Annotated in this window: 23 protein-coding genes; 7 read left to right on the top strand and 16 right to left on the bottom strand. The window is 67.1% G+C overall.

Annotation, left to right across the window (positions count from 1 at the left end; all coding sequences use genetic code 11):
* Position 1: 1 nt before the first annotated feature.
* The 6 genes from T8T21_RS17900 to T8T21_RS17925 form a co-directional block, all read right to left on the bottom strand.
* Complete coding sequence (locus T8T21_RS17900; RefSeq protein ID WP_322337782.1) at positions 2-1525, bottom strand: tripartite tricarboxylate transporter permease; 1524 nt, start codon at positions 1523-1525, stop codon at positions 2-4.
* Positions 1522-2040: a tripartite tricarboxylate transporter TctB family protein gene (locus tag T8T21_RS17905; protein ID WP_322337783.1), complete on the bottom strand. Its 519-nt coding sequence runs from the start codon at positions 2038-2040 to the stop codon at positions 1522-1524. Before T8T21_RS17905 ends, T8T21_RS17900 begins: the two co-directional genes overlap by 4 nt.
* A 102-nt stretch (positions 2041-2142) precedes the next feature.
* Positions 2143-3138 carry a Bug family tripartite tricarboxylate transporter substrate binding protein gene (locus T8T21_RS17910; RefSeq protein ID WP_183475359.1) on the bottom strand — a complete coding sequence of 332 codons (996 nt, stop codon included), beginning with the start codon at positions 3136-3138 and terminating at the stop codon, positions 2143-2145.
* A 120-nt stretch (positions 3139-3258) separates the two neighbouring features.
* Entirely contained in the window at positions 3259-4185 is a 927-nt protein-coding gene (locus T8T21_RS17915; RefSeq protein ID WP_322337784.1) for a LysR family transcriptional regulator, read from the bottom strand.
* Positions 4186-4259: 74 nt separating this feature from the next.
* On the bottom strand, positions 4260-5552 hold the full coding sequence (gene fucP / locus T8T21_RS17920) for an L-fucose:H+ symporter permease (protein ID WP_322337785.1): 1293 nt from the start codon (positions 5550-5552) through the stop codon (positions 4260-4262).
* Between the two features lie 715 nt (positions 5553-6267).
* Positions 6268-6573 (bottom strand): hypothetical protein, encoded by a 306-nt coding sequence (locus T8T21_RS17925; protein ID WP_322337786.1) that lies wholly within the window; start codon positions 6571-6573, stop codon positions 6268-6270.
* A gap of 94 nt (positions 6574-6667) precedes the next feature.
* Here T8T21_RS17925 and T8T21_RS17930 point away from each other — a divergent pair, with 94 nt between their 5' ends.
* Positions 6668-7378, top strand: a complete 711-nt coding sequence (locus tag T8T21_RS17930; RefSeq protein WP_322337787.1) for an IS6 family transposase — start codon at positions 6668-6670, stop codon at positions 7376-7378.
* Between the two features lie 344 nt (positions 7379-7722).
* Here T8T21_RS17930 and T8T21_RS17935 read toward each other — a convergent pair whose 3' ends face one another.
* The 9 genes from T8T21_RS17935 to T8T21_RS17975 all read right to left on the bottom strand — a co-directional run bounded on the left by T8T21_RS17935 (position 7723) and on the right by T8T21_RS17975 (position 18015).
* Complete coding sequence (locus T8T21_RS17935) at positions 7723-9054, bottom strand: MmgE/PrpD family protein (RefSeq protein WP_322337788.1); 1332 nt, start codon at positions 9052-9054, stop codon at positions 7723-7725.
* Complete coding sequence (locus T8T21_RS17940) at positions 9051-10790, bottom strand: acyl-CoA dehydrogenase family protein (RefSeq protein ID WP_322337789.1); 1740 nt, start codon at positions 10788-10790, stop codon at positions 9051-9053. The genes T8T21_RS17935 and T8T21_RS17940 overlap by 4 nt, the downstream gene beginning before the upstream one ends.
* A gap of 11 nt (positions 10791-10801) precedes the next feature.
* The gene (locus T8T21_RS17945; protein WP_322337790.1) at positions 10802-11785 is read right to left on the bottom strand and encodes an NAD(P)H-dependent flavin oxidoreductase; all 984 of its coding nucleotides are present in this window, start codon (positions 11783-11785) and stop codon (positions 10802-10804) included.
* Positions 11786-11792: 7 nt separating this feature from the next.
* The gene (locus T8T21_RS17950; protein ID WP_322337791.1) at positions 11793-12707 is read right to left on the bottom strand and encodes an HpcH/HpaI aldolase/citrate lyase family protein; all 915 of its coding nucleotides are present in this window, start codon (positions 12705-12707) and stop codon (positions 11793-11795) included.
* A gap of 13 nt (positions 12708-12720) precedes the next feature.
* The gene (locus tag T8T21_RS17955) at positions 12721-13515 is read right to left on the bottom strand and encodes a citryl-CoA lyase (protein WP_322337792.1); all 795 of its coding nucleotides are present in this window, start codon (positions 13513-13515) and stop codon (positions 12721-12723) included.
* Positions 13516-13526: 11 nt separating this feature from the next.
* The gene (locus T8T21_RS17960; protein WP_322337793.1) at positions 13527-14177 is read right to left on the bottom strand and encodes a 3-oxoacid CoA-transferase subunit B; all 651 of its coding nucleotides are present in this window, start codon (positions 14175-14177) and stop codon (positions 13527-13529) included.
* Entirely contained in the window at positions 14174-14839 is a 666-nt protein-coding gene (locus tag T8T21_RS17965; protein WP_322337794.1) for a 3-oxoacid CoA-transferase subunit A, read from the bottom strand. Before T8T21_RS17965 ends, T8T21_RS17960 begins: the two co-directional genes overlap by 4 nt.
* 21 nt (positions 14840-14860) lie before the next feature.
* Positions 14861-16813, bottom strand: coding sequence for a TRAP transporter permease (locus tag T8T21_RS17970; protein ID WP_407660147.1), 1953 nt, complete (start codon positions 16811-16813; stop codon positions 14861-14863).
* A 71-nt stretch (positions 16814-16884) separates the two neighbouring features.
* A complete protein-coding gene (locus T8T21_RS17975) occupies positions 16885-18015 on the bottom strand; it encodes a TAXI family TRAP transporter solute-binding subunit (RefSeq protein WP_322337795.1) in 1131 nt (376 codons plus the stop codon).
* Between the two features lie 180 nt (positions 18016-18195).
* Between T8T21_RS17975 and T8T21_RS17980 the strand changes: the two genes are divergently transcribed.
* Entirely contained in the window at positions 18196-19122 is a 927-nt protein-coding gene (locus T8T21_RS17980) for a LysR family transcriptional regulator (protein WP_322337796.1), read from the top strand.
* A gap of 64 nt (positions 19123-19186) precedes the next feature.
* On the opposite strand, the gene T8T21_RS17985 is transcribed toward T8T21_RS17980, so the two are convergent.
* Positions 19187-20563 (bottom strand): hypothetical protein, encoded by a 1377-nt coding sequence (locus T8T21_RS17985; protein WP_322337797.1) that lies wholly within the window; start codon positions 20561-20563, stop codon positions 19187-19189.
* A 420-nt stretch (positions 20564-20983) separates the two neighbouring features.
* Between T8T21_RS17985 and T8T21_RS17990 the strand changes: the two genes are divergently transcribed.
* The 5 genes from T8T21_RS17990 (at position 20984) to T8T21_RS18010 (ending at position 25751) form a co-directional block, all read left to right on the top strand.
* Positions 20984-21682, top strand: a complete 699-nt coding sequence (locus tag T8T21_RS17990; RefSeq protein WP_322337798.1) for an IclR family transcriptional regulator — start codon at positions 20984-20986, stop codon at positions 21680-21682.
* Positions 21683-21852: 170 nt separating this feature from the next.
* Positions 21853-23016, top strand: a complete 1164-nt coding sequence (locus T8T21_RS17995) for an acyl-CoA dehydrogenase family protein (protein ID WP_322337799.1) — start codon at positions 21853-21855, stop codon at positions 23014-23016.
* A complete protein-coding gene (locus T8T21_RS18000; RefSeq protein WP_322337800.1) occupies positions 23016-24119 on the top strand; it encodes a CaiB/BaiF CoA transferase family protein in 1104 nt (367 codons plus the stop codon). Before T8T21_RS17995 ends, T8T21_RS18000 begins: the two co-directional genes overlap by 1 nt.
* A gap of 1 nt (position 24120) precedes the next feature.
* Positions 24121-24957 carry an FAS1-like dehydratase domain-containing protein gene (locus tag T8T21_RS18005; protein ID WP_322337801.1) on the top strand — a complete coding sequence of 279 codons (837 nt, stop codon included), beginning with the start codon at positions 24121-24123 and terminating at the stop codon, positions 24955-24957.
* A complete protein-coding gene (locus T8T21_RS18010; RefSeq protein ID WP_322337802.1) occupies positions 24951-25751 on the top strand; it encodes an HpcH/HpaI aldolase/citrate lyase family protein in 801 nt (266 codons plus the stop codon). The genes T8T21_RS18005 and T8T21_RS18010 overlap by 7 nt, the downstream gene beginning before the upstream one ends.
* Positions 25752-25765: the final 14 nt, after the last annotated feature.

A 25765-nucleotide genomic window follows, 5' to 3' on the forward strand; every position in this document is an offset into this window, starting at 1 on the left:
GTCAGACCCCGTCGCCCCGGGCCCGCGCGGTGCCGAAGCGAGCGCGCAACCCGGTCCAGAGCGGGGTCTGGCTGATGAAGATGAAGACGACGGCGCCGAACAGCACCAGCGACAGCGGGCTGGTGAGGATGCCCATGAACAGCCTTCCCAGATCCTCCTGCTCGGAGATGATCGCCCGGCGCCAGTTCTCGTCGATCAGCCGGCTCAGGATCACGCCGAGAATGACGGGGCCGACCTGGTAGCCGTAGGTCTTGAGCAGGTAGCCGAAGGCGCCGAACAGCAGCATCCAGTAGACGTCGGTGATCGAATTGTTGACTGCGTAGGCGCCGACGATCGACAGCAGCAGGATCAGCGGGATCAGCACCGCGCGCGGCATCTCGACGATCTTGGTGAACAACCGGATGCCGGTCAGGCCGAAGATCAGCATGAAGATGTTGGCCAGCACCAGCGCGCCGGTGATGAACCAGAACATCTGCGGCTGCTCGATCATCAGCATGGGGCCGGGGTTCAGGCCGTGGATGAACATCGCGCCGATGATGATCGCGGTCACCGCGTCGCCGGGGATTCCCAGCGTCAGCATCGGGATGAATGCACCGCCGACAGCGGCGTTGTTGGCGGTCTCGGGCGCAACCAGACCTTCCTGCGCGCCCTCGCCGAACGGGACCTCGGGCTTCTTGGTGACCCGCTTGGCGTGGTCGTAGGCCATCAGCGCGGCGATGTCGCCACCCGTGCCCGGCAGCGCGCCAATGATCACCCCGATCGACGAGGTCTGCAGCGACAGCGGCAGGTATTTCCCAACTGCCCGCCAGGACGGCACGATCCGGCCGATGGTCTGCTTCACCGCCGCCTTGTCGATGTGATGCAGCTGGATCAGCGCCTCGGAGACGCCGAACAGACCGATCATCACGGCGATGAAGGAGATCCCGCCCCACAGCTCGACCATGCCGAAGGTGAAGCGTTCCTCGGCGGTGAGCGGGTCGAGGCCGACCGCGCCGATTAGGAGCCCGAGCGCGCCCGCGAACACCCCCTTGAGCAGGCTCTCGCCCGAGAGCGAGCCGACCAGCAGGATGCCGAGTATGGCCAAGAGCATGTAATCGCGTGGCTGGAAGGTCAGCGCGAACTCCGACACGAAGGGTGCCGCCACCGCCAGCACGCCGATGCCGATGAAGCCGCCGACGAAGGACATGACGGTCGACAGCCCGATCGCCTCACCGGCCTGTCCCTTTTGCGCCAGCGGATAGCCGTCGAGCGCGGTAGCGATCGCCGAAGGCGCGCCGGGGATGTTGAGCAGGATCGCGGTGCGCGAGCCGCCATAGACGCCGCCCATGTAGATGCCGACCATCAGGCACAGCGCCGGGTAGACGTCCCAGGCGAAGGTGAAGGAGATAAGGATCGACACCGCCATGGTCACCGACAGGCCGGGGATGGCGCCCACATAGATGCCCGCGAAGGTGCCAAGCGCGACCAGCCCAAGAAGCTTGAGGTCAAGCCAGGAGATCAGGAAGAATTGCAGCGCTTCGGTCATTGTATGTGACCCCCGGAGAACAGGTGGCCGAGCCAGGCCAGGATCTCGCCCTCGGGCACAAGGCCCGACGGCATCAGCACGGTGAACACCAACCGGAAGATCACATAGACCACGGCCAGCGAGGCCAGCGAGACGCCGAAGGACCACAGCAGGCCCCGGCGGCGCAGCGCATAGATCGATACGGTCAGGAACAGCAGCGATGTCGGCAGGAATCCCAGCGGCTTCAGCAGCAGCGCATAGCCCAGCATCATCGCGAACATCGCCAGGATCACCGGCGGGGCCACGTCCGAGAAGAACCTCAGCGCCGCGCGTTCGCGCAGCCTGAGCGTCTTGATCAGGATCGCCACCGAGGTCACCAGCATTGCGAAGGCCGCCGCCATCGGGAACGCCCCGGGCGAGGACAACGCCTCGAAGCCCGAGATCAGGATCGCCTGCCACAGCAGGAAGCCGCTCAACCCGACGAGGACCACCGCGAAGGCGGTCTCACCGGGCATCTTCTTGGATGGATCGTGCATGAATCGCCTCCCTGGCGGGGCATGGACGCGGGAAAGGGAATGTCCGGGCCGGGACGGCCCCGAAAGGGGGGCGGGCCGCGCGCGGCGGCCCGCCGGTCCGCGTTACTCGGGACGCGGGATGTCGAATTCCTCGGGCGAGGCCTTGGCGATGCCAGCGTCGTAGACCAGCCAGCTGGTCACAGACTGCCACTTGTCGAGAAATTCCTGCGCCTCGTCGCCGGAGATGTTCATCACCTGGAAGCCGCGGTCGTCCATCAGCTGCTGGAAATCGGCGTTCTCGACGCCCGCCGCATAGGCCTCAGAGAGCTTGGCGACCACATCGTCGGGTGTGCCCTCTTTGACGAAGACACCGAAGAACGGACCCCAAGGCAAGTAGGTCTCGAAAGCCGGGTAGGCCTCGGTGATCGGCGGCACGTCGGGCAGAGCCTCGTTCGCCTGTGTATCGATCAGCGCCAGTGGTTTGATGCGGCCGGCCTTGATCGCCTCGATCGAGGCGCCGAGCACGGCAGGCATCACGTCGATCGCGCCGCCCTGAAGCGCGGTCAGCGCAGGGCCGTCGCCATCATAGGGCACCGCCGTCACCGGCAGCTCGATCTCGCTTTGGAGCATCGCGGTAACCACCGATGGCAGGCCACCCGGGCCGGTGGAGCCGAACTTCACCTCGTTCGGGTTCTCTTGAATATAGGTGACCATCTCCTCGAGCGTGTCGAAGGGTGCATCGTTGTTGGCCACGAGGATCGGCACACCGCGCGCGATCACGTTGACCGGCACGAAGCTCGAATAGTCGATGTCGCCGAGCCCCATCACCTTGTAGAGCAGCGGGTTCTCGGCGCCCATCAGCAGGGTATAACCGTCGGCATCCTGAGCCGAGGCGAACTTGACCGCGATGGCGCCGACGCCGCCAGTCATGTTCTGCATGACCACCTTGCCGCCGAGCACCTCTTCGGCATGAGGGGTCACCGCGCGCATCACCGTGTCGGTCGAGCCGCCGGCGCCCCATTGAATGATGCCCTGGATTTCTTTCTCGGGGTATTCGGCCAGCGCCGGAACGGCAGTGAAAGCAAGCGCGGCCAGCGCGCCCGTAAACAGCGTCTTCATGTCATCCTCCCAAGGATCGGTTGTGTGCCGGGCGCTCCCATGCCCGTGCGACAAGGAGCATCATGACCCCGCGGCCGCGATAACGTCAAATGCCGAGATTGGCCACGCGTTAACCTGATGTTAATTATTTGGCCCGGCCCAGTCGCGTCTCGATACCGCCCCGGTCAGCTCCGCGCGCAGATCGGCAATCGCTTGCTCGGCGAAGCCCGATAGCACCCTGCCCTTCTTGCGGCAGGCATAGGCGGTGATCGAGCTGTCCTCCTCGAGCGCGATCCGCACCAGCCCCGGCATGTAGACCTCTGCCACCGAGAACTCGTCGATGAGCGCCACGCCGAGCCCGTGGCGCACGAGGCTCACCACGGTCTGCGCGAAGCGGCCACGCATCGACTGGCGCGGGTTGAGCCCTGCCGCCTCGAAGGGGGCGAGCAGGATTGCGCCGTAGGGATCGGTCGGATCGACCCCGATTAGCGGCTCGCGCGCGAGTTCATGGACCGAAACCGTCTCGAACGCGGCCAGCGGGTGATCCTCCGGCACCACCGCAACCAGCTGCCCCGTCGCCACCGGTTCGCTCTCGATGGCGGGGTTATCGACAGGATAGCTCATCATCACGAACTCGCCGCGCTCGAGAAGCAGGTAGTCGAGCGTCTCCTCGATCTTGAGGATATTGAGATCGATGTAGAGATCGGGCCAGCGCCGCCTGAGCCTGCGGATCGCGCGCGCGGCGATGAACTGGGCAATCGAGGGGGCCGAGGCAAAGGCCAGCTGTGCGTCCTCGCCGCGCTGGAGCGAGGCGATCGCATAGGTCAGGTTCTCGACATTATGGTAGACCCGGCCGATCTGCTCGAAGATCGGCCCGGCCTCGACCGATGGCACGAACAGCCCGCCCTTGCGTTCGAACAGGCGCAGCCCGAGCGACTCTTCGGTATGTTTGACCAGCCGGCTGACGCCGGGCGCCGAGACACCGAGCAGCGTGGCCGCGCCGTTGATGGTGCCGGTCATCATCACGGCACGCACCACCTCGACCTGGCGCAGGGTCATGTCCCGCATGTCGTACTCCTCCCCGTCCGCCGCACAGGGTTAGACAACACGGCGGGCGGGGCAATTGCGAAATTCGGCCGCCTTTAGGCCGCCCGGGCCGCCCCGTGCCGCACGGCGGCGAAGTCGAACAGCCCGTATCCCATCACGACCAGGAAGGCCGCGGCCGGCACCACATAGGAGAAGGTCGCGCCGGCGACATCGATCACCGCGCCTTGCACCAATGGCAGCAGCGCGCCGCCCAGGATCGCCATCACCAGCCCGGCCGAACCGAACTTGGTATCCTCGCCCAGCCCCTCGAGGGCGATGCCGTAGATGGTCGGGAACATCAGCGACAGGCAGGCCGAGATCATCACCACGGCCCACAGGCCCGACAGGCCCGGCACCAGCGCGGCATAGAGTGCAAGCCCTGCCCCCGTCAGCGCCAAGCCGGCCAGCAGCAGCGCAGGCCGGACGAAACCCATCACCCAGACCATCGCGAAGCGCGATACAAGGAATACCAGCAGGCTGGCTTGCAGATACCAGCCGGCCCCGGCCTCGTCGGTGCCGATCGCCGCCATCGCGTATTGCAGGGTGAAGGTCCAGACGCAGGTCTGGGCCGCGACATTGAAGAACTGCGCCACCACGCCGAAGCTGTAATGGCGGTTCTTCAGAAGCCGCTTCAGCGTCGCTTGGAAATGCACCTCGTGGCCGGCCTCGAGTTCGCGCTCGCTCGGCGTGGGCATGCGGCTGAGCGCGATCGCAATCCAGATCGCTACCAGCACCACGGCAAATCCGACATAGGGGACCATCACCGCCTGCAACTCCTCGGCGCGCAGCGCCCGCAGCGCGTCCGCTCCCATCGCGGCGCGCGCGTCTGCGTCGGCGGTGTTCAGGTTGGGCAGGATCAGCGCCGCTGACAGGAACACGCCAATATTGGTGCCGACCGGGTTGAAAGCCTGGGCGAGGTTGAGCCGGCGCGTGGCGTTGCCCTCCGGTCCCATGGCGATAACGAAGGGGTTGGCCGACGTCTCCAAGATCGACAGCCCGCCCGCCAGCAAGAACAGCGCCACCAAAAAGAAGCCATAGGTCATGGATATGCTGGCCGGATAGAACAGGAAGGCGCCCGCGATCGCGCAGCCCAGCCCGACCAGGATGCCGGTCTTGTAGGAGTAACGTCGATTTATGAAGGCCGCTGGCAAGGCGAGGCAGAAATAGGCTCCGTAATAGGCGAACTGCACCAGCGAGGACTGCAACGCGCTCATCGAGAAGATCTTGGAAAAGACCTGCACAAGTGGGTCGGTCATGTTGGCCGCGATGCCCCAGGCGGCAAAACAGGTGACGATGAGCATGAAGGGCAGCTTCATGCCGGCATGCAGAAATCGTGTCGGCTGGTTCATGTGTTCTCCCTCTCGAGCCTCCGGGCACCGCGGCCACACGTGGGACCGCGGTTGCGCGGCGCCTTTTGGAAGCGTCCGCCGGGACATGCCAGTGCCGAATGGCCCGGGTCGTTGACTGCGGGCACAATATTTCTCGCGGAATGACAAATTAGGGAAAATGTTCCGCCTATACTGCCTCCGATGCGATTTGCAGGCGATCGCTTGCCCGGCCCATTACGACGGATGGGAGAGCGCTGATACACAGTAAGGGGTGTGTCGGGCCAATGCAGATCGGCGCCAGTTGGACCAGCCTACTTGAGTGCTGCACGAGCCTACTTCCGCAAAGCTGAACCGCCCGATCTGGGAGAGTTCTCGTAAGCTGCCGGGTATGCAACGCGAGGAAGACCGATGCGGACATCTTGGTTCGGAAGACAGCAGATTGCCTTCATCTTGCAGACCGACAACCTTCGGCGCTGCGAGATCGCGCTAAGCGGATGTCGAGCGCGGGAGTTGCCCAGAATGTCATATCCCATGACTTCGAGCGCGAAGGGCCCCGAGGCCAAGGGTCGGTGGCCCGATCTGATACTGTAAACGGTCTCTGCGCCACCGCAACGCAGGCGCATATGGCTGTCGAGCCACATGCAGGGGCACTGGGTTGCATAAATGGCAATCGACGTGCATCGCCCATGATTACAGTAAGGTGGCTCGCCAACGACATCGAGCTTGTCGCACCAGGTCAACCGGTGGCAAACCCCGAATGGGTGTTGAGCAGGAACTGCGCGAAGATCGGCGCGCAGGCGGCGCCGAGACCACGCGCATTGCCACCCACCGCGCCCGCCTCGATCCGTGGCGGGATCAAACCGCGAAGATCGACCCGGTCGAGTCCCGCCCTGACCCGCTCCACCAAGGACGCGCGCACCTGCTCGGGAAAGCCGCCATCGATCAGCACCGCCTCAAAGTCGATCACCGCGCAGACCGTGGCGGCGGCGCGCGCCAGCTCCTCGCCCGCCTCGTCGAGCCAGGGCTCGATCACGTCGCTCATGCCGGACCAGTCCTGCGGGCATTGTCAGGTTGATGGTGCTGCGGAGGGGCATTGTCAGGTTGATGGTGCTGCGGAGGCCGGATAGCCGGCTGACATGCTGAACCTCGACGATCTCTCGCGCCTCAAGGGCCATCGATTTCCGCGGACCGTGATCGGCTACGCCGTCTGGGCCTACCACCGCTTCGCTCTTAGCCTGCGCGATGTGGAGGATCTTCTCGCGGAGCGCGGGGTCACTGTGTCCCACGAGACGATCCGGATCTGGGTCGCGAAGTTCGGGACGCAGTTCGCCGCGAAGATTCGACGCGACCGCCCCGGGCCAACCGACAAATGGCATCTCGACGAGGTCGTCCTCAAGATCAACGGCGTCAGACATTGGCTGTGGCGGGCGATCGACGCGAACGGCGACGTGCTGGACATCCTCGTGCAGTCGCGCCGCAACACGGCGGCCGCTAGGCGGTTCATTCGCAAGCTATTCAAGCGGTGGGGTCTGCCGCGGGTGATGGTGACCGACAAGCTCGGATCCTATCCGGCCGCGAAGGCGGAACTCGCCCCCGGCGTCGCGCATCGCCGGCACAAGGGGATCAACAACGCGGCCGAAGCATCGCACCGGCACACCCGCCGACGAGAGAAAATCATGGGGCGGTTCAAGTCATCGCGACACGCCCAGCGGTTCTTGTCGGTCCACGACCAGACAGCTGCCATCTTCCGTCCACGCCGTCACCGCCTCTCCGCCCGCTCTTACCGCAACGCAAGACGGGATGCGTTCGACATCTGGGCCGCCTACACGACCGAACTGTCCGCGTGAGCGGTCGCGGGCGGCAGCTTCTCCGTCCACCCAAAACAACCTGACAGTCCCGTTCGAGCGCGCGCTGATCCGCGAACGGACGCTGGCGGGGCTGGCCTTGGCGCGCGAGCAGGGCCGCGTCGGTGGCAATCCCGGCCTGCGCGACCGCGACCCGGAGGCGATCGCCACGGTCAGCCGGGCGCGCGACCGCAGCTACTTCGACAAGCTCAACGGCGATGCACAGCAGTGGCTACCTGCCGTACGGCAGGTTCCGGCCCCGGCTGCCTTGGGAGGACGTCGTGCGGATCATCAACAGCCGGTGCCGACCCACTGTCGCAACTGGCATCAGTGTCACAGGGCCGGGGTCAGCCGTCCCTAGCCGCGCTCCGAGCGGTCCGCGCGCCAAGGCGGGCCATGAGCCGCGCGAGCCCTTCTGCCTCGTCGATCCGCGCGACCGCGCGCCAGAGCGCCTCGGCCCCGGCCTCGCCCAGCAAGGTCGCCGACTTGTCGCGAAGGCGCCGCTCGATCAGCGCCGGATCGACGGGGGCGAGGATGTCGTGACGTGCCTCGTGGGTCCTGCCCGAAGCGATCACCGAAACCTCTGCGGCGCTGTCACTCAGGCCCTCGTCGGTCTCGACCCGCACCCGGTCGCGCAGAGCGCGCAGGTCCGCGCGGGCGCAGATGGCGTCGCTGTAGCTGTCCAATGCCGCAGTATCGACGCCCGCGAGCATCATCGCGGCGGTCAAACGGTAGCTGAACTTCGCCTGCAGGCCGGTGGTGGGTTCGGGCTGGTTGCAAACCGCGAGCCAGCGCGGATGGGTGCGGACGGTCACGCTTTCGATCTCGGCGGCGTTCAGGCCTTTATCGCGGATCTCGCGCAGGGCTTCGAGCATGGCGTGCAGACCGTGGCAGCAAGCGTGGAACTTGTAGGAGATGTTTGGAAAGATCCAACTGCGCCCGAGCCCGTCGAGCGCCGAGGCATCAGCACTGCCCGCATGGGTCGGTCCGAAGCCCTGCGCGCCCTCGATGGCATCGGGGGCCGAGGTGGCGCCGGCCCGCGCCAGCAGCGCCGAGGTCGCGCCGACCTCTGCGGCGAAGCCCGCGTTCAGCGGCTTGCCCATGGTGCCGAACTGGCTTTTCAGCCCCGCCGCGCGGGTCGCGGTCAGGCACAGCGCCTGCGCCATGCGCTCAGGATCGAGCCGCAGCATCCGCCCGGCCGCCGCCGTGGCACCAAAGGCGCCGGAGGTGCCGGTCTGGTGAAACCCCGCCTCATAGTGACTGCGCCCCAGCCAGCCCCCGACCCGGCAGGCCACCTCCAGCCCCACGGCAAGCGCCACGCGCGGATCGGCCACCTCGCCTTCGGTCTCTGCGATGGCCAGTGCCGCGGGGATCACCGCGACGCTCGGGTGACCGATATGGCCGAAATGCGTGTCGTCGTAATCGAGCGCATGGCTTGTCGCACCGTTGACCAAGGCCGCCTGCGCCGCCTGCGCGCGACCGCCGCCCAGGAGAGTGGCGCCCCGCATGGCATCACCGCCAAGCGCCATGCCGCGCGCCGCTCGCGCCACGGGCTCGCCCGTGCCGGCAAGGCCGACGCTGGCCCAGTCGAACAGCGACAGGGTGACGAACCGCTGCATCCGCGCGTCCGCATTCACCGGCCCGGATGCGAAATCAGCGAGAGTGCGGGCAATCGTCATGGCTTCGGGTCTCCTGTCCGGGATGATGAAGGCTCCTCCGCACCGCCCGCGCGCAGCAGCAGATCGTGCAGCCAGTCCGGCTCGGGCATAGCGGGGGCGAGCGGGTCTCGCGCGGCGAGCTTTTCGGACAGGACCAGCCCTGCGAGCCGTGTCCGGTCCCGCGCGGCTGCACCTTGGCTCAGCCGCGCGGCTTCCCAAGCGAGAAAGACGCCGGAGGTGGCGTCATAAAGCGCCGTCGCCGCGCGGCGCGTCTCATGCGGCTCGGGCGGGCCCTCCTGCCCCGCGACGCTGCGCATCAGTGCGGCCGCGCGCGTCAGCGCCTCGTTCAAAGGTTGTGCGAGATCGGGCTCGACCTCGTGCAGGCAGTCGCGCAGATAATCGAGCAGGGCATCGAGCGCGCCCTCGCGCCGCGTGGCGCGGGCCACGTCGAGCGCCACGATGTTGCTCGTGCCCTCCCAGATCGAGCCCAGATGCGCGTCGCGCAGCACCCGCGCGTCGGACCATTCCTCGATATAGCCGCAGCCGCCGCGCACCTCCATCGCGTCGCCCGCCACCTTGCGCGCATCGCGGCAGACCCGGAACTTGATCAGCGGTGTGAGGATGCGCAGCACGCGGGCCATGCCCGCGTCGCCGCGATCAGCCGCCTCCAGCACCCGCGCGGTATGAAACACCATGCCGCGGCCCTGCTCGGCGGCGAGATGCATCTTCGCCAGTTGCCGCCGCATCAGTGGCATCTCGATCAGCTTTTGGCCAAAGGCGCAGCGGTTGCGGGCGACGTGGAGCGCCTCCGAGACCGCGCGGCGCATCAGCCCGGCGCTGCGCACGCCGTTGGCCAGACGCGACATGTTGATCATGTCAGTCATCTGCTTGAAGCCCTGCCCCGCCTCGCCCACCAGATGCGCCTGCGCCCCCTCAAGCACGATCTCGCCCGAGGCCATTGAGCGGCTGCCCATCTTGTCCTTGAGCCGGATGATCCGGTAGGCGTTGAGGCTGCCGTCGGGCAGGTGCCGTGGCAGCAGGAACAGCGACAGCCCCCCTGTGCCCGCGCCGCCGCCCTCTGGCCGCGCCAGCACCATCGCAAGCGCGGCGTCGGGGTTGGAGCAGAACCACTTGTCGCCGTAGAGCCGCCAGCCGCTTTCTTCGTGCCGCGCCACCGTCTCCACCGCGCCGACATCCGAGCCCGCCGCCTGCTCGGTCATGAACATCGCGCCCTGAAACAGCTCGTCCATGCCCTGGCTGGTCAGCCGGTCGAGATAGCGCTCGATCAGATCGCCCGAGCCGGACTTGCGCAGCGTGCGGGTGAGCGAATCCGTCATGCTCAGGGGGCAGCACAGGCCGAACTCGGCCTGTACGAAGAGATAGACCAGCGCGTATTTCGCCATCGGATGCAGCGCGTCCGGCTGGCCGAAGACGCCGCCGCGATGCGACATGGCGGCAAGACCGAACTCACTGAAGGCATAGCGTTCGAGCTCGACATAGGCGGGATGTTTCTCGATGCGCTGGCACGCCGCCCCGGTGCGGTCGCGCAGCGTCAGCACGGGCGGGTTTTTGTCGGCGGTCAGCGCCAGCCCTTCCAGCCGGTCGCCGACCAGCGCGCCCATGCGGTCGAGCTGCGGCTCGATCACCGGGCGCAGCGCTTCGGGCAGATAGACCGATATCAGCGCCGCGAAGGCCGGATCGCTGCGGTAGCTGTTCTGCCCGCGGCTGTCGGGCACCCCTGTCTCGCTTACCGGCATCTCGCCCGCCCTCATTGGCGCAGCGCCGCCCGCGCCGCATCGTATTCGCGCGCGAGACGGGCCACGACCTGTGCCGCGGGCTCCAGCGCGCGTGATTGCGCCACCGCCTGCCCGGCGCTCCAGACTTGGCTCCAGGCCTTGGGCCGCTCAGGGTCGGACTTGTCCTGCATACGGCGCGGCTGCGCGCGGCGGGCCTCTTCGGGGTCGACGCCCGCCGCCTCGACGCTTGCCGTGAGGTAGTTGGCATGCGTGCCCGAAAACAGCGGCGTGTAGGTGATGCCGTCGGATGCGGCGGCGAGGATCATCTCCTTGTGCCCCTCGGGCGCGATCGCCTCCTCGGTCGGGATGAAGACCGTGCCCGCATAGGCAAACTCGCAGCCCAGCACTTGGGCTGCGAGGATGGCGCGGCCATTGGCGATGGCGCCCGACAGCACCAGCGGCCCGTCGTAAAAGCCGCGCACCTCCTCGACCAGCGCGAATGGGCTGAGCGTGCCGGCATGGCCGCCCGCGCCCGCGCAGACGAGGATCAGCCCGTCGACCCCGGCCTTGAGCGCGCGGCGCGCGTGGCGCGGCTTGATCACGTCGTGAAACACCACGCCGCCATAGCCATGCACCGCTTCGACCACCTTGTCGGGCGCTGAGAGCGAGGTGATGACCAGCGGCACCTTGTGGCGCACAATGGCGGCGAGGTCGTCGTCGAGCCGGGTGTTGTAGTCGTTGACGATGAGGTTGACCCCGTAGGCGGCCGGGGTCTCCCCGGTGTCGCGGCGATGCGTCTCCAGCCGGGTCTCGATCTCGGTGAGCCATGTGTCCAGACGCTCGGCGGGGCGAGCGTTGAGCGACGGAAAGGTGCCGATCGCCCCGGCGCAGCACTGCGCCACCACCAGATCGACGCCGGAGGCGAGGAACATCGGCGCGCAGATCAGCGGCAGCTTCATCCCCGCCTTGAGCGCCGAGGCCGGCCCGCCTGCCGTGATGTGACGTTGCTCGGTCATGTCGTCCTCACTTTGCTGTCGATGATGGGCGCGTCGCCGGGTCGGCGGGCCGCGTTGTCTCTGCGCCGTTCCGCGCGAGAAGACGCCGGGCTCGCACCGCCACCGGGGACTGCACGGGCTCGGCGGGCGCGCCGCCGTCGATGGCGCCGATGTGGCGGATCCAGTCGAGATCCTGCGGGATCGCACCGAAGCCGGCACGCGCCGGGGCGATCTGCCGGGGGTGGATCAGGCACTTGCCGCCGAAGCCGAGCTCATGGGCATGCCGCGCGTCATCGGCCACCGCCGCCGCATCCTCCACGCCGATCGACACGCCGTCGAGCGGTGCCGGACGCTCGGCAAGCCGCGAGGCGAGCACCATGCGGCTGCGCAGCGGCAGCAAAGCCAGCCGGGTGTGGGCGCAACCCATGTCCTCCGACAGGTCGATTGAGCCGAACGCCAGCCGGTCCGCGGTCAGCGCGATGGCCTCGACATTCGACAGGCCGCGTGCCGTCTCGATCATCGCCACGATCCGCTGCCCCTCTCCCAGACCGGCGCGCAGCCGCGCGACCTGCTCGGCACTCTCGACCTTGGGCAGCACGACGCCGTCGACGCCGCTCATCCGGGCAAAGGCCACATCGTCGCGGTGCCACGGCGTGCCGGTGCCGTTGACCCGCAGATAGAGTTTCACCGCGCGGTGTTCAGGCAGCGCGCCCGCCGGAATGCGCCGCACCGCCGCCTTGCTGTCGGGGGCCACGGAATCCTCGAAATCGATGACCACGGCATCGGCCCCCGCCTCGCAGGCCGCGGCAAAGACATCCGGCCTGTCGGCGGGCACGAAGAGCGGAAAGCGCGGCGTGTCCTCGCCCGGGTCGATCAACTCCATGCGGTCCTCCACCCTTGGCAGCGCCCCTGATGGCCCGGTGAGCGCGCGCGCATGATCCATGCCCTCCCCCGGCTCAGCCGCCCTGCGGGCCGCTGTTGCGCAGGATCTCTTCCTCGGTCCTCTGCCACAGCTCGAAGGCCATCGGATCGCTGCGCTCCTCCAGCAGATGCCCGACAAGGCCGATCGAGCGGGCCATGACGCCGAAGCCGCGCACGATCTGCCACGGAAAGCCGAACTCGCAGCAGATCGCCCCGATCGCGCCGGTGGCGTTGATCGGCAGCGACTTGCCCCGCGCCGCCTCGGCCTCGCGCTGGATCGCCTGCATCAGGGCCACGTGGTCGCCCGACAGGCCGTTCTGGGCCGCGATCTCGAACAGGCGCGGCGTGCGCGGGTCCACGGGCTTGTGCAGCGGATGGCCCAGCCCCGGCACGATGGCCTTGCGCGCGGCGTAATCGGCGACGACCTCGCGCGCGATCGCGTCGAGATCGGCACCTTGGCCTGTCCGCTCGGCGGGTAGCGCCTCGTAGAGCATCCGCGCAGCCCCTTCCATCGAGCCCACGAAGACCGTGCCCAGCCCGTTGAGCCCCGCTGCCACCGCACCTTGGAGCGACTCCGGCGCCCCCATGTAGGTCAGCCGCGCCACCATGGCCGAAGGGGTAATGCCATGTTCGACCAGCGTGATGACGATGGCGTTGAAGACCTTCGACTCCTCGGGCGTCGGCTTGCGGTGCGCGGTCAGCAGGAAGGCGAGGTCGCCAAGGTTCATCTCGCCCAGGATCTCGCTCGGCAGGTCGAGGCCGCGCACGGTGATCCGGTCGGTGGTGCTCCAGCCGATCTCGGAGGTCAGGTGGTCCTTGCGCTTGGGCATGGGTCGTCCTTTCAGGTCAGGATGTTGGCCCCGGTGACGGCGCGCACGGCGTCGAGGCTGTTGCCGGGGGTCAGCTCCACGAGCCCGAAGCCATCGGGTGTGATGTCGAGCACCGCAAGGTCGGTGTAGACGCGGCGCACGACGCCGAGGCCCGTCAGCGGATAGGTGCAGCGTTTCAGAAGCTTGGGGCTGCCGTCGCGGTCGACATGACGCATCATCACGAGGATGGTCGGCACCCCGACCACGAGGTCCATCGCGCCACCGACGGCGGGGGGGAACTTCTCGTCGAGCGTCGCCCAGTTCGCCAGATCGCCGGTTTCGGCCACTTGGTAGGCGCCGAGCACGGCTATATCGATATGACCACCGCGCATCATCGCGAAGCTGTCGGCGTGTTCGAAATAGGCCGCCCCAGGCGCGGTCGTCACATAGCGCTTGCTGGCGTCGATCAACTCGAGGTCTTCTTCGCCCTTGGGCGGGGTCGGGCCGACGCCCAGGATACCGTTCTCGGAATGGTAGATCACCTCGCGCCCCTCGGGCACATGGGCCGAGACATGGGTGGGCTTGCCGATCCCGAGGTTGACGTAAGTGCCGTCGGGGATGTCGCGCGCGACACGCGCGGCCAGCTCGGCATCGGTCAGAGAGTTGAAAGACATGACGCTCATGGGCGCACCCCGTATTCCACGACGCCCTGGACGAAGATGCCCGGCGTCACCACCAGTTCCGGATCGAGCGGCGTGCATGACAGCTGCCGCACCTCGGCCACCGCATGGCGCGAGGCCATGGCCATCACCGGGTTGAAGTTGCGCGCCGTCGCATGGTAGCTCAGGTTGCCCCAAGGATCGCCGCGATCTGCGCGCAGCAGCGCGAAATCGGCTGGAAGCGGTGGCTCCAGCACATAGCCTTTGCCATCGATGATCCGCGTTTCTTTGCCCTCGGCTAAAAGCGTGCCGTAGGCGGTGGGCGTGAGAAACCCGCCAAGCCCTGCCCCCGCCGCGCGGATGCGTTCGGCCAGCGTGCCTTGGGGGACGACCTCGAGCGCGATCTCGCCCGCCTCGAAGCGCCGCTCGAACCAGATCGAGCCGGGCGAGCGCGGATAGGAGCAGATGACCTTGGCCACCCGCCCCTCCTTCAGAAGCTTCGCGATGCCGGTGTCGCCCGCGCCCGCGTTGTTGGAGATCACCGTGAGCCCGGTCGCGCCCTGCTCGAGCAGTGCGTCGATCAGCCCGAAAGGGATGCCCGATGAGCCGAAACCGCCGATCATCACCGAGGCGCCGTCGGTGATCGGGGCCACCGCCTCGGCCAGATCCGTCTTGCTCTTGTCCATAAGTCTCTCTTGTCTCTCTGGTCAGACCTTGACGGTGCCGGCGCGCCGTTTCAGCCCGAGATTGACGGCGATCACCGCAGCCAGGACGCCCGCGCCAATGAGGCTGGTCGTCAGTTCGGGAAACAGGATCAGCACGCCGCCTGCCGCGAAGGCGATCCGGCTCGGCACGCCGATCCGGCCGATCCCGTAGATCCAGGCCTCGAAGGCCGAGGTGATCGCCCAGATCGCCACCAGCGTCAGCGCCACCCGCTCGATGATCTGCAGCCATGTGCCTTCCATGATCAGCGCCGGGTCGTAGACGAAGATGAAAGGCAGCACGAAGAGCGGCATGCCGAGGCGCATCGCGTGAATGCCGGTCTGCATCGGCTTGGAGCCTGCCACGTTGGCCGCCGTGATCGCGGCCAGCGCCACGGGGGGCGTGATGTAGGACAGCATGCCCCAGTAGAGGATGAACAGGTGGCTCGCGATCGGGTTGAGCCCGGCCTGCACCAGCGCGGGCGCGAGCAGTATCGACAGGAAGATGTAGCAGGCCGTCACCGTCATCCCCATGCCGAGCACGAAGCTCGTCACGGCGCCCGCGATCAGCATGAGCGCGGTGTTGCCGCCCGCATAGAGCAGCAGTTCGCGTGAGAAGGCACCCGCCACGCCGGTATAGGACAGCCCGCCCACGACGAGGCCGATCCCGGCCAACACGGCGACGAGGCTCGCGATGTTCGATGAGGTGTCGAGCAGCAGCGCCTTGGCGCGTGCCCATGTCAGCCGGGTGTCGCGGTTGAACGCGGTCGCCACCAGCATCACCACCGAGGCGTAATAGGGCGAGCGCGCCTCGAGCCGCATTCCCATCAGCACGAAGATCAGCACCGCGAGGCTCAGAAGATAGGGCCAGCCCGACTTGAGCACCGGCCAGAGCGGTGGCAGCTCCTCGCGCGGCAGGCCCATCAGCCCGCGACGCGCGGCATACATGTCGACCTGCAGCAGCAGCGCCACATAGAACATCAGCGCCGGGATCACCGCGGCGATGACGATGGCCGAATATTGCACCCCGAGGAACGAGGCCATGACGAAGGCCACGGTGCCCATCACCGGTGGCATCAGCGTGGCGCCTGTAGAAGCGCAGGCCTCGACCGCGGCGGCGTAATGTGCGGGATAGCCCACGCGCCGCATCGTCGGGATCGAGAAGGGCCCGGAGGTCAGGATGTTGGAAATCACGCTGCCCGAGAGCGAGCCCAAGATGCCCGAGCCCAGCACCGCGACCTTGGCCGGGCCACCGCGGCTGTGACCAAGCAGCGCCGAGGCCAGCTCCATGAAGAAATCGCTGCCCTTGGTGGCGACGAGCACCGAGCCAAAGATCACGAAGCCGATCACCAGTTCGGCCACCACCTGCATCGGGATGCCGATGATGGATTCAACGCCGAGCACATGCGCCCTGACGGTGCCGACCAGCGAATATTCGGTGCCCCACAGGAACCCGGGCATTAAATCGGCGTAGAGCGGGTAGGCACCGAACAGCAGCGCCGTGACCAGAAGGATCGGCCCACCCGAACGGCGCACCCCTTCGAGCACCAAGACGATCAGCACGAAAGCCATGACGTCGGCCGTGACCGGCGCGTCGTATTCCCAGCCCTTCTGGATAATCTCCAGCCCGTGCAGCCCGAGCCAGCCGCCGCTGACGACGGCGGCAAGTGCAAGAATTGGATCGAGCCACCACAGCTGGCGCGGCTTGAGCGGGTTGGCGGGCAGGGTCAGGAAGGCCAGCGCGAGAAAGAGCCCGATCAGGTAGTAGAGATAGGCGTTGCCGAGCGGCTGGAACCCGAAAAGGTTCAGCAAGAACTGCTGGTTGATCGCCATCATGACGCCGAGCGCGCCCATCACCATGACGATCACGCGGATGATGCCGCGGCGCGGCGCGGCGCCCGGCGCAGGCGCGGTTCGCCCTGTCGGCGCCAGCGCCTCGGTGGTGTTTTCCGACTGCATGCGGTGTTCCGATCCTTGCGGGACGTCTCCCCGGCCGTTGTCGCGGCGGGGAGACGTCCGAGCCTCGCGCTTCAGTTCAAGCCGGCCACGACCTCGGCGCGCCGGGCCATCCAGGCCTCGGCAAAGGCCTCGGCCTCGAGGCCCTCGTTCTCAGACTGGAACGTCTCCCATGCCGCGAGAAGCGCATCCATCCGGGCGGTGCGCCTATCGTTCCAGGCGGTGTCCTCCTCGGTCCAGATGCCCTTTTCCTCGAGGTATCGAATCGCGCCCTCGTGGAACGGCACGTCGATCGCCGGCTTGCCCGACATCTCCAGCGTCCAGCGCTCCATCGTGGCAGTGCCGTCCTTGTAGAGGTCGTAGGTCTCGTCGAGCGCCTTGATGAAGGCATAGACCTCGTCGGCGGACTTCTCGGCGGTGGTGGTGATCACCGGGTAGCGGTAAGCCGCCATCTTGGCGATTTCGCCCTCGGGCAGACCGGCGGCGATGTCCTCGTCGGAGGGCCCCATGATCGGCAGCACCTTGGCCAGACCCTCCCAGCCGGCGGTGTTGTCCGCCTCGAGCGGCGCGTAGTGGATGCCGCGCGGGCTTTCGGCGAGCTCGTAGAGCTGGCTGGTGGTTGGCGTGGTGCAGGTCGCGTCGGATTCGTTGCGCGTCATCGACGACATGGCCGAGGCGTAGGTCGGGAAGGTGATCACCTCGACATCGTCGAGCGTCAGCCCGCCGAAGGCGAGGATCGCCTCGCATTTGACGTTCACCGAAGGGTTTCCGGCGACGAAGGCGATGCGCTTGCCGCGCGCGTCCTCGACCGTGTCGATCCCGGCGTCGCCCGCCGCGATCAGCGTGATGCCGGCGGGTCGGCCCGCCACGGCGCGCAGGTTGCGCGGACCCCAGTCAGGCGTCGCGAAATCGAAGGCGCCCTCGGCGACGAAGAAGGCCTCGGTGGCGAGGAAGGCGTAATCCGCCTTGCCCTGCAGCAGCGGCTGCAGGCGGCCGATGCCGCTGCCCGAGGGCTGGATCCGCACGCGGGTGCCGAACTCCTTGCCAAAGGCGTCGGCGATGGCCGAGGCCTCGGCATAGCCGGCGGAGCCGACGTCGTAGGAGGTCCAGACCATGGTCTGCGGCAGCTCCTGCGCCGAGGCGGTGAGCGCCCCCAGCGCCATGAGGCCGCTCAGCGCGGCTCCGTAAGTGATCGCGGTCTTCATGCTATCCTCCCTGTGCGCTTGCAGCCGTCCACGGGTCGATCCTCCACCCACCCGTTCCCCGTCAGGCGCGCTTTGGCGCACTCCAAACAGGGATGACGTCCTGTACGGCACAAGACTGCCGGGCTGGCAGGTATGTTTCAAATGCATTATAGACATATCAGCGATATGGTCGGGGCATGAATGGAACTGAAGCAGCTGCGCAATTTCATCCATGTCGTCGAGTTCGGCGGCATCACCGCCGCGGCCGATCACCTGCGTCTTGCTCAGCCGGCGCTGAGCCGGCAGGTGCAGGCGCTGGAGGAGGAGTTGAACGTCTCGCTGTTGCGCCGCCACGGGCGCGGCGTCATGCCGACCGAGGAGGGGTTGCGGCTGGCGCGGCGTGCCAGGGCGATCCTCGAGGAGGTCGAGGACATGGCGGGCGACATTTCGGGACACCGTGTGCCGCTCTCGGGCGCGGTAACGCTGGGCCTGCCGCCGACCGTGTCGGAAATCCTCGCGACCCACATGATCGAGCGGACCATGGCCCGCTATCCGCAAGTGAAGCTGCGGGTCATCTCCGGCTTCAGCGGCCATGTGCAGGACTGGCTGCTGCGCGGAAAGATCGACCTCGGGGTGGCCTACGAGGGGCAGAAGTCCTCCTCGATCAGGACGCACCCCATGATCAGGGAACAACTGTTCCTGATCCAGTCGTCGCGCACGGCCCCCGGCCGGGACGGTGTGCCGATCCCGTTTGCCGAGGCGCTGGCGCAGCCGCTCATCTTGCCCAACCCCGAGCATGGGCTGCGCGGGCGCATCGAAGCGATCTCGCGCGACGAGCAGATCGACCTCGACGTGGTGCTCGAGATCGACATCCTGCCGACAATGCTCGTCTTCGTCGAGCGCGGGCTCGGCAGCACCATCCTGCCGCTGGTCAGTGTGATCAACCAAGTGCGCGACGGGCGGCTTATCGCCCGGCCCATCATCCGGCGCACCATCGACCGCACATTGGTACTGATGTCGCCCTTGAACCGGCCCGGTTCGCGCCTGACCACCAGCTTCGCCGAATTCCTCAGGGCGGAGGTCCACGCGATGGTGGGCAGCGGCGAATGGCCAGGCACCACGCTCTGACGCGGTAGCAATGCCACCCCGGCATGGTCGGCTGCCGCAACATGCGAGCCCCTGCAGGCAGGGATCAGATCCAGCCAGCCAGCATCAGCGTTGCCAGAAATATCATCCATGTGGTCAGGATCGCCGCACAATAGGCGCCGTTCCAGACGAGGCCGATGACATGGCTGCCCCGTCCGACGATCGTGGCCGCGATCACTAGCGTCGTGATGAAGGGCGACAGGCCGATCACCGCGGTCCAGCCGCCGGTGATTGCAAGCGCGATGGCAGTGTCGCTCAGCCCCGGTACCGCGAGCTGCGAAGCGAGCGTGCCGAAGACCGAGGCCGAGACGATCGGGTTCACCCCTACCAGCGCCATTCCTACAACCCCGAGGCTCAGCCCCAGCGCAAGTGCAACCGGCCCGAGCCCGAGCGCCAGGACCCCAGCGCGCAGAGGCGTGGTCGGCAGGATCTCAAGCAGCACCACTGGTAGGAAGCCCGCGGCGGCGAAGACGCCCACCTCGGCGCCGAGATCCGACAGCCGCGTCCATGCCGCTCGCACGGCGGCTCCGACCCCCGCCGCCGCGCCGTCCATGGCGCGGTGACCCGTCACCGCCGCCCAGACAAGCGCATAGCCGGGCACCGCGAAGATCAGCGCCTGCTGGAACCCGAGCGGCGTCAGCGCCTCGCCCGCGAACACCGCCGCTCCAAGTGCAAGCACATGCCCCACAAGCGCCACAGCGCCGCGCCAGCTGCCCGGCGGCGGGCTCGGGCGCGGCAAGCCGAGGCGTTGGAAACGACGCCCCTCCAAGCGGTCGAAGCCCCAGCCGATGGCGACGAAGACGAAGGACATCGCAAAACCGATGGGGCCAAAATCCATATAGGACAGGCCCGGCAGCGAGATCAGCAGCGCGTTGGTCGCAAAACCGAAGGGGGACCACAGCGAGATCATCGAGAACCCCCGGATCACCGCCATGCTCATGCGCCTGAGCCGCGCCTCGCGCGCCGGGGCGGGCAGCCGGGTGGCGCTTTCGTCGGACATCGAGCGGCGCGCGAGATCGAGCAGCAGCGCCAGCCCGCCGAAATTGATCAGCACGCCGAAGAGATGGCCGCCGAATGTCATCGAAAGATAGCGGTGCGACGCTGGCTGGTTGGTAAGAAAGAGCCCCGCCTGCCGCACCTCGGGCGCGATCGCTGCGGCCGAGCGCAGCGTGCCCAGCATCGCGATGAGAGATGCGAGGAACAGCATGCGCTCCACCGCCTGCCACAGCGTCGCGGCCGCCACGCCGCGCCAGAGCGCCAGTGCCAATGCCCCGCCGCACAGCAGCAGAGGCACCCATGTGCCGACACGGAACTGGCGCCAGCCGAGCATGAGGAACGACACCAGCGCCGCCGTGGCGAGCAGTGTCAGCAGCCGGGACTCCACGACGATGAGCAGCAGCGTCGTCAGCATGACGACTGCCATCATCCCCCGCCGCGCCGTTGCCGCTATAGAGGCGCTGCCGGGATGTGGCAGCGCGGCCCTCGTGCTCAGCATCCGGGCGACTGCAGGCGTATCTCTGCGGTAAGGTTCGCGCGGCCCGGCTCGGTCAGCGCGACCTGTCCCCCGCGCCATGCGGCCCGGCAAAGTGTATCGCCTGACATAGGCTTGACCATCGTCGCCGTGATAGGAAGCGGTTCGAACACATTGCCCTTCACGCCATTGGGCATTGGCGGTCCCCCTCCGATCGAGATCCTCGCGTTCTTGCGGTAACAGATGTGTTCTATATGGTAAACGGCATTCTTTATGGGGAACATGGTGACAGACGATACCGGATATAAGCCTGTGCCAGCCGTGCAGAACGCAGTGACGCTCATGCGCAGGCTCGCCGCCCACGGCCGTCCCATGGGGGCGACACATATCGCGCGCGAAACCGGGCTCAACATCTCGTCGGCCTTCAACATCCTGCGCACGCTGAGCCACGAAGGGCTCCTGAGCTTCGATCCCGAGACCAAAACCTACCGGATCGGTATGGGGCTGATGGAGTTCGCCACGCCGCTTTTGGGGGCGAACCCCTCGGATATGATCCGGCCCGCCCTGACCGCGATCGCGCAGGAGCACGAGGTGATGATCGCGCTGTGGCAGATGACCGAGCAGGGGCGGATCGTGCTGACAGACCGCTTCACCGCGCCCAACATCCTGCACGCGGTGCTGGCGCGCAACAGCCGGCTGCCAGCCTTTTCGGGCGCGATCGGGCGCTGTTACGCGGCGACAATGGGGTATGACGAGGCCCGGACGCGCAAGGGCTTTGAGACGGTGCGCTGGCAGGACGCGCCGAGCTTCGATAGCTATTGGCGCGATGTGCAGACCGCGCGCGAGACCGGCACTGCCAGCGATCGAGGCCAGCTCTATCGCGGCCTCGACATCGTGGCCTCTTTGGCCTGCGACGCTAAGGGATCGCCCCGTCTTGGAATGAGCAGCATCACCATCGCAGGCCAGAAGACCGAAGAGGATCTCGCCCGTGTCGCAAGCGCGCTGGCCGAGGCTGCAAGACAGATCGAACGCTGTCTCTTTGGCCGTCACGCCGAGGCTCCGGCGCCGTGATGAAGACGCGAAGGCCTTGCGCGGAATGCCCCTCAGTCGAACTGCTTCATTCATTCATGCCTTTTCGGCATATCTGAAAGTTCGACCAGATATTTGTATTATGGATCGGCCGATCCGATGATGGGGTCATGCGGAGCGCCCCGCATTGATCGATCCCGGAGGACGAGCACGTGTACGATTCCAGCACTGACGAGTTTCAAGACATCCGCGATGCCGTGCGCGCGCTCTGCGCCGAGTTTCCTGATGCCTATCACCGTGAGATCGACGAGGCGCGCGGCTACCCCGAGGCCTTCGTCGAAGCGCTGACCCGCGCGGGTTGGATGGCGGCGCTGATCCCCGAGGAATATGGCGGCTCGGGACTGGGGCTGATGGAAGCCTCCGTGATCATGGAGGAGATCAACCGCGCGGGTGGCAACTCCGGCGCCTGTCACGGCCAGATGTACAACATGAACACGCTGGTCCGGCACGGCTCGGAGGAACAGCGGCAGAAGTACCTGCCCAAGATCGCCAGCGGAGAGCTTCGCCTGCAGTCGATGGGCGTGACGGAACCGACCACCGGCACCGACACCACCAAGATCAAGACCACCGCCGTCAAGAAGGGCGACCGCTATGTCATCAACGGCCAGAAGGTCTGGATCAGCCGGGTGCAGCATTCGGACCTGATGATCCTGCTGGCGCGCACCACGCCCCTGTCGGAGGTGAAGAAGAAATCCGAGGGCCTGTCGATCTTCCTCGTCGACATCGCGCAGGCAATGAAGACCGGCATGACTGTCAAGCCGATCCTCAACATGGTCAACCACGAGACCAACGAGATCTTCTTCGACAACCTTGAGATCCCTGAGGAGAACCTGATCGGCGAGGAGGGCAAGGGCTTCAAGTACATCCTGACCGGGCTCAACGCCGAGCGCACACTGATCGCGGCCGAATGCATCGGAGATGGCTACTGGTTTACCGACCGGGTGGTGAAATACGTCTCCGAGCGCGAGGTCTTCGGCCGCGCCATCGGCCAGAACCAGGGTGTGCAGTTTCCCATCGCCGAGGCCTATATCGAGATCGAGGCTGCCAACCTGATGCGCCAGAAGGCCTGTCGACTGTTCGATACGGGCGACCCCTGCGGCGCAGAGGCCAACATGGCCAAGTATCTTGCCGCCAAGGCCTCGTGGGAGGCGGCCAATGCCTGCCTGCAATTCCATGGCGGCTATGGCTTCGCCGCCGAATACGACGTGGAGCGCAAGTTCCGCGAGACCCGGCTCTACCAGGTGGCGCCGATCTCCACCAATCTGATCCTGTCCTATGTCGCCGAACATGTGCTCGGCCTGCCGAGGTCGTTCTGATGGCAGCGCACCGTCCGCTTGAAGGGCTCAAAGTCGTGGCCATCGAACAGGCCGTGGCCGCGCCCTTCGCCACGGCGCGGCTTGCCGATGCGGGGGCCGAAGTGATCAAGATTGAGCGGCCCGAAGGCGATTTCGCGCGCGGCTACGACGACGTGGCAGCAGGCCAGTCGAGCTATTTCGTCTGGCTCAATCGCGGCAAGACCTCCGTGACGCTCGACCTTGCCTCCGAGGCGGGCAAGGCCGAGCTGGCACGCCACCTCGACGGTGCCGACGTGCTGGTGCAGAATCTGCGGCGCGGCGCGCTGGCCCGGTTGGGCTTTGCACCCACGCGGTTGCGCGAGGCGCATCCCCGGCTCATCACCTGCTCGATCACCGGCTACGGCGAGGACGGCCCGATGACTGAGCGCAAGGCCTATGACCTGCTGATACAGGCCGAATCCGGGCTCTGCTCGATCACTGGTGGACCGGAAGAACCCGCCCGTGTCGGCGTCTCGATCGTCGATATCGCCACCGGCGCCACCGCCCATGCCGCGATCCTCGAAGCGTTGATCGGGCGCGGCATCACCGGGCACGGCACCGACATCGGCATATCCATGTTCGACGTCATGGCCGACTGGCTCACCGTGCCGCTGCTGAACCACGAAGGCGGCAAGACGCCGCGCCGCGTGGGTCTCGCGCATCCTTCCATCGCGCCATACGGCGTGTTCACCACCGCCGATGGCCGATCAATCCTGATCTCGGTCCAGAGCGACCGCGAATGGCGCAAGCTCGCGCGCGAATTCCTCGAAGATGAGACGCTCGGCACCGACCCCGATTTCGCCACCAATCTCGCCCGCGTCTCCAACCGCGCGCGCACCGACGCGCTGGTCGCCGCCGCCTTCGCGCGGCGCACGGGCCGAGAGGCCGTCGCGGCGCTGACCCGAGCCGACGTGGCGCTGGCCGAGGTCAACGACATGGCAGGGCTGTCCGAGCATCCGCATCTGCGACGGATCACTGTCGAGACGCCGAACGGCCCGGTGGCCTACCCCGCGCCCGCGCCGCTGTTCGACGGGGCCGCGCGCAGGCTCGGCGCGGTGCCGGGCCTGTCCCCGATGGAGGGCTAGCATGGATCTCGACATCGACCATCTGCGCGGCTGGATCGGCCGCGAGGAGGTGCAGACCGAGCCGCTGACCGGCGCTCTGGTCGCGCGGTTCAACGCCACCTTCGATCGAAGCGACCCTTGCGAGGACGGCGCGGACGCGCCGCCGATGATCCACCTGTGCCTCGGCCAGCCTAACTCCCCGGCTGCCGAGCTCGGCCCCGACGGGCATCCGGCTCGCGGAGGTTTTCTGCCGCCCGTTCCTCTGCCCCGGCGTATGTGGGCCGGAGGCGCGTTCGAATTCCACGCGCCTTTGCGCATCGGCGAGACGGTGCGCCGCCGCTCGGTGATCGAGGATGTCGTGCTGAAGGAGGGTCGCAGTGGGCCCTTGTGCTTCGTCACCGTCATCCACCACGTCGAAAGCGGCGGCCGGCGGGCGCTGACCGAGCGGCAGGACATCGTCTACCGCATGGCTCAGGCGACGGCGCCCGCGTCACCGAGTCCGCCCCCTGCCCCCGAAGGACGCAGTCGTCTCTCCGTTGCGGCCACACCGACCCTGCTGTTTCGCTACTCCGCGCTGACCTTCAACGGCCACCGCATCCACTACGACAGGAGCTACGCGCGCGACGAGGAAGGGTATCCCGGCCTTGTCGTGCATGGACCGATGCAGGCGACGATGCTGTTGCAAATGGCGCAGGATATTCGCGGCGCGCCACCCGCGCGGTTCGATTTCCGCAGCCTCTCGCCTTTGTTCGACACCCATGACTTCACCCTGAACGCTGATGAGGAGGCCGATGCGCTGCGCCTCTGGACCGCGCGCGACGCCGGTCCCGTAGCAATGGAGGCCCGTGCCCGATGGTAGATGTCGCGACGATCCGAACCCTGCTGTTCGTGCCCGCCAACCGGCCCGAGCGTTTCGCCAAGGCGGCGGCATCCGGGGCCGACGCGGTGATCCTCGATCTCGAGGATGCGGTGGCGCGCGAGGACAAAGTGATGGCGCGCGCAGCACTCGACATGCGCTTTACCGAATTGCCGGTGATCGTGCGCGTTAACGCCATCGGGACTGAGTGGCACGACGCCGATCTCGCGGCGGTCTGCGCCCTTGGTGCCGCGGCGGTTATGTTGCCGAAGTCCGAAACGCCCGAAACGTTGGCTGCCGTTCATCGGCAGCTCGGCGGGGGGATGCCGATCCTGGCGCTGATCGAGAACGCGCGCGGCCTCGCCCAAGCCCGCGCCATCGCGACGGCAGAGGGCGTCGTCCGGCTCGCCTTCGGGTCGATCGACTACTGCGCCGATCTGGGCTGCGCGCATCTACGCGAGGTGCTGCAGCCTGCCCGGGCCGAGCTGGTGCTGGCCTCGCGCCTCACGGGCATCGCGGCACCGGTGGACGGCGTGACGACCGACCTGTCGGACCCCGAGATCACCCGTCTCGATGCGGGCCATGCGCGCGATATGGGCATGACGGGCAAGCTGTGCATTCACCCAAGGCAGGTTGCGCCCACGGCCTCCGCGTTCCTGCCGAGCGAGGCCGAGTGCGATTGGGCCCGCCGCGTGCTGGCCTCGGGCGACGGCGCAGTCGTGATCGATGGTGCGATGGTGGACGAGCCAGTCCGCATTCGCGCCCGGACCATCCTCGCCGCGAGCGGCCCCTCGTGAGAGATCCGCCCATC

The organism is Limimaricola variabilis, from assembly GCF_034371605.1.
Taxonomy (GTDB): Bacteria; Pseudomonadota; Alphaproteobacteria; order Rhodobacterales; family Rhodobacteraceae; genus Limimaricola; species Limimaricola variabilis.

Excerpts from the sequence above, each read along its gene's own strand:
- T8T21_RS17900 (WP_322337782.1), bottom strand. The coding sequence starts at position 1,525 with ATGACCGAAGCGCTGCAATTCTTCCTGATCTCCTGGCTTGACCTCAAG.
- T8T21_RS17905 (WP_322337783.1), bottom strand. The coding sequence starts at position 2,040 with ATGCACGATCCATCCAAGAAGATGCCCGGTGAGACCGCCTTCGCGGTG.
- T8T21_RS17910 (WP_183475359.1), bottom strand. The coding sequence starts at position 3,138 with ATGAAGACGCTGTTTACGGGCGCGCTGGCCGCGCTTGCTTTCACTGCC.
- T8T21_RS17915 (WP_322337784.1), bottom strand. The coding sequence starts at position 4,185 with ATGCGGGACATGACCCTGCGCCAGGTCGAGGTGGTGCGTGCCGTGATG.
- fucP (WP_322337785.1), bottom strand. The coding sequence starts at position 5,552 with ATGAACCAGCCGACACGATTTCTGCATGCCGGCATGAAGCTGCCCTTC.
- T8T21_RS17925 (WP_322337786.1), bottom strand. The coding sequence starts at position 6,573 with ATGAGCGACGTGATCGAGCCCTGGCTCGACGAGGCGGGCGAGGAGCTG.
- T8T21_RS17930 (WP_322337787.1), top strand. The coding sequence starts at position 6,668 with ATGCTGAACCTCGACGATCTCTCGCGCCTCAAGGGCCATCGATTTCCG.
- T8T21_RS17935 (WP_322337788.1), bottom strand. The coding sequence starts at position 9,054 with ATGACGATTGCCCGCACTCTCGCTGATTTCGCATCCGGGCCGGTGAAT.
- T8T21_RS17940 (WP_322337789.1), bottom strand. The coding sequence starts at position 10,790 with ATGCCGGTAAGCGAGACAGGGGTGCCCGACAGCCGCGGGCAGAACAGC.
- T8T21_RS17945 (WP_322337790.1), bottom strand. The coding sequence starts at position 11,785 with ATGACCGAGCAACGTCACATCACGGCAGGCGGGCCGGCCTCGGCGCTC.
- T8T21_RS17950 (WP_322337791.1), bottom strand. The coding sequence starts at position 12,707 with ATGGATCATGCGCGCGCGCTCACCGGGCCATCAGGGGCGCTGCCAAGG.
- T8T21_RS17955 (WP_322337792.1), bottom strand. The coding sequence starts at position 13,515 with ATGCCCAAGCGCAAGGACCACCTGACCTCCGAGATCGGCTGGAGCACC.
- T8T21_RS17960 (WP_322337793.1), bottom strand. The coding sequence starts at position 14,177 with ATGAGCGTCATGTCTTTCAACTCTCTGACCGATGCCGAGCTGGCCGCG.
- T8T21_RS17965 (WP_322337794.1), bottom strand. The coding sequence starts at position 14,839 with ATGGACAAGAGCAAGACGGATCTGGCCGAGGCGGTGGCCCCGATCACC.
- T8T21_RS17970 (WP_407660147.1), bottom strand. The coding sequence starts at position 16,813 with ATGCAGTCGGAAAACACCACCGAGGCGCTGGCGCCGACAGGGCGAACC.
- T8T21_RS17975 (WP_322337795.1), bottom strand. The coding sequence starts at position 18,015 with ATGAAGACCGCGATCACTTACGGAGCCGCGCTGAGCGGCCTCATGGCG.
- T8T21_RS17980 (WP_322337796.1), top strand. The coding sequence starts at position 18,196 with ATGGAACTGAAGCAGCTGCGCAATTTCATCCATGTCGTCGAGTTCGGC.
- T8T21_RS17985 (WP_322337797.1), bottom strand. The coding sequence starts at position 20,563 with ATGGCAGTCGTCATGCTGACGACGCTGCTGCTCATCGTCGTGGAGTCC.
- T8T21_RS17990 (WP_322337798.1), top strand. The coding sequence starts at position 20,984 with ATGGGGGCGACACATATCGCGCGCGAAACCGGGCTCAACATCTCGTCG.
- T8T21_RS18000 (WP_322337800.1), top strand. The coding sequence starts at position 23,016 with ATGGCAGCGCACCGTCCGCTTGAAGGGCTCAAAGTCGTGGCCATCGAA.
- T8T21_RS18005 (WP_322337801.1), top strand. The coding sequence starts at position 24,121 with ATGGATCTCGACATCGACCATCTGCGCGGCTGGATCGGCCGCGAGGAG.
- T8T21_RS18010 (WP_322337802.1), top strand. The coding sequence starts at position 24,951 with ATGGTAGATGTCGCGACGATCCGAACCCTGCTGTTCGTGCCCGCCAAC.